This is a genomic window from Corallococcus llansteffanensis (assembly GCF_003612055.1).
Taxonomy (GTDB): Bacteria; Myxococcota; Myxococcia; order Myxococcales; family Myxococcaceae; genus Corallococcus; species Corallococcus llansteffanensis.
Window position 1 is genome coordinate 1 of the sequence record NZ_RAWB01000906.1, and the last position, 2,348, is coordinate 2,348.

1 protein-coding gene and 1 pseudogene are annotated in these 2,348 nt (G+C 71.7%); both read left to right on the plus strand.

From position 1 onward, the window contains the following. A pseudogene (locus tag D7V93_RS41925) lies at positions 1-424 on the plus strand (DUF3592 domain-containing protein); the annotation flags it as partial. An 84-nt stretch (positions 425-508) separates the two neighbouring features. Further along, positions 509-2,302 carry an N-acetylmuramoyl-L-alanine amidase gene (locus tag D7V93_RS41930; protein WP_120648554.1) on the plus strand — a complete coding sequence of 598 codons (1,794 nt, stop codon included), beginning with the start codon at positions 509-511 and terminating at the stop codon, positions 2,300-2,302. The last annotated feature ends 46 nt before the right edge of the window (positions 2,303-2,348 follow it).

Here is a 2,348-nt window from a genome sequence, read left to right on the forward strand (position 1 = left end):
GGTGCGCCTCTTGGTGGACCCGTCGCGTCCGGGCGTGCCGCGCGAGGCGACCTACGCGCGCGAGCAGGCCGCCCGGGTGGGGTGGCTGCCCTGGGGGCTGGGCCTGGGCGCGCTGGTGGCGGCAGGCGGCCTCGGCTGGGAGCTGCGGCGGCTGTTCCGCAAGGAGGTGGTGCCCCTGCGGCTGGGCGCGCTGGTGTGGCTCACCCCGGACGACGGCTTCCTGCCGGAAGGAAGGGGCGAGGCGGAGTTCCCCGCGCACTACTTCCGCCAGGACGTGAAACAGGCCGTGCGGGCGCGCTGCCGCCCCCAGCGGGCCCCCGTGCGCAACGGCGACAAGGTGCTGGCGGCCGTCGTCCCGAGCGAGCCCGGGTGGTGTCGGGTCATCGACGAAGAGCTGGCGCGGAAGCTGGGCTGGGTGCGCTGAAGCACGCGCGGACGGGGCTGAAAAGTTGCCGGTCCCCGGGGGCCGTGTGACACACGCCTGTAGCTGCAACGTCCGGAGGCTTCCATGCGAGTACGCTTCTCCCACTTCGTGCTGCCCGTGCTGATGCTGATGGCGCCGAACGCCACCGGGGCCAGCAAGCGCAACGAAGCCGAGGAGGCGTATCAGCAGGCCCGGCGCTCGTACTACGCGCTGAAGGACGACGCCTCCCGCCGCAAGCTGCGCCACCACTGGCTCAACGTGGTGCACCGCTTCGAGGCCGTGGCCAGCCACTACCCCAAGAGCGACCGCGCGCCCGACGCGCTCTTCACCGCGGGCGATCTGCTCCAGGAGTTGAGCCGCATCTCCTTCGTGGAGGGGGACCTCCAGTCGGCCATCGCCGACTACTCGAAGCTGCTGGAGGCGCACCCGAAGCACCGGCTCGCGGACGACGCGGCGCTGGCGCTGGCGCGCATCCACGTCAACCGCCTGGACCGGCCGGAGGCCGCGCGCAAGGTCCTCACCGAGTCGCTGGCGACGAACCCCAAGGGCGACCAGGGCAAGGAGCTCAAGGCGCTGCTGGCCTCGCTGCCCACGTCGAAGACGACGCCCGCGCGGCCGACCGTGAAGACGCTGCCCCCGACAGGGAAGGGCGCGCAGGACACCGCCGTCGCCGAGGCCACGCCGCAGGACCGCTCCGCCCTGGTGGACGCCATCACGAAGCTCGCGCGCGAGCCGTCCCCCGTGCTGAACACCCCTGTCTCCCCTCCGGGCGACGCGAAGGACCCGGCGGTGGTCATCAAGGACGCGCCGACCGTCGCCGACAAGGCCCTCGAGGCGAAGGACGCCGCGAAGGACGCTCACGATACGAAGGCCCCGGAGTCGAAGGGGCCGGAGGCCGTGGCCTCCTCGCGCGGCACCTCGCAGCCCGTCAAGCCGGAAGCCCGCGCCGAGTCCCCGTCCGTGGCGACGAAGCCTGCGATGGACGCCACGGCGCCGCGGGTCGAGTCGAAGCCTTCCGAGCCGGAGGTCGTCGCGTCGAAGCCGCCGCGCGCGGTGGCGGTGTCTCCGATGCCGGAGGCCCCGCGCCCGGTGACGGCGCCGGTGGACGCGCAGGTGGCGCAGGCGCGGCTCAAGGCGGTCGCGAAGCAGTCCCGCAACGCGGAGCTGACGCTGGCGGAGCAGCTCGGGTTGAAGGTGCGGCGCGTGGTCATCGACCCGGGCCATGGCGGGCACGACTCGGGCGCGGTGGGCAAGGAGGGGACGAAGGAGAAGGAGGTGTCGCTGGCCATCTCCAAGAAGGTCGCGGACGGGCTGCGGGAGAAGGGCCTGGAGGTGGTGCTCACGCGCGACGACGACACGTTCATCCGCCTGGAGGACCGGGCAAAGCTGGCGAACGAGGCGCACGGGGACCTGTTCATCTCGGTGCACTGCAACTCGGCGGCGACGCACAAGCTGCGCGGCATCGAGACGTACACGCTCAACACGTCCGCGGACCGCTACTCCATCCGCCTGGCCGCGCGTGAGAACGCGTCGTCCGAGAAGGGCATCAGCGACCTGCAGTTCATCCTGGCGGACCTGGCGACGAAGGCGAACACGGAGGAGTCGTCGCGGCTGGCGAAGTCCGTGCAGCACAGCCTGGTGACGGGCCTGGCGAACAAGTACGACGGCATCAAGGACCTGGGCCACAAGGAGGCGCTCTTCTACGTGCTGCTGGGCGCGCGGATGCCGGCCATCCTGGTGGAGACGTCCTTCCTGTCGCACGCCGAGGACGAGAAGCGCCTGGCGTCCGAGCGCTACCAGGACGAGGTGGCGAAGAGCATCGTGCTGGGAGTGGAAGAGTTCCTTGGGGACCGCCGCCGCGTGGCCAAGGTAGATTGACGCTCGCGTCGTCACCATGGCCGAGCAGTCCCCCCCGTCCGTCCCC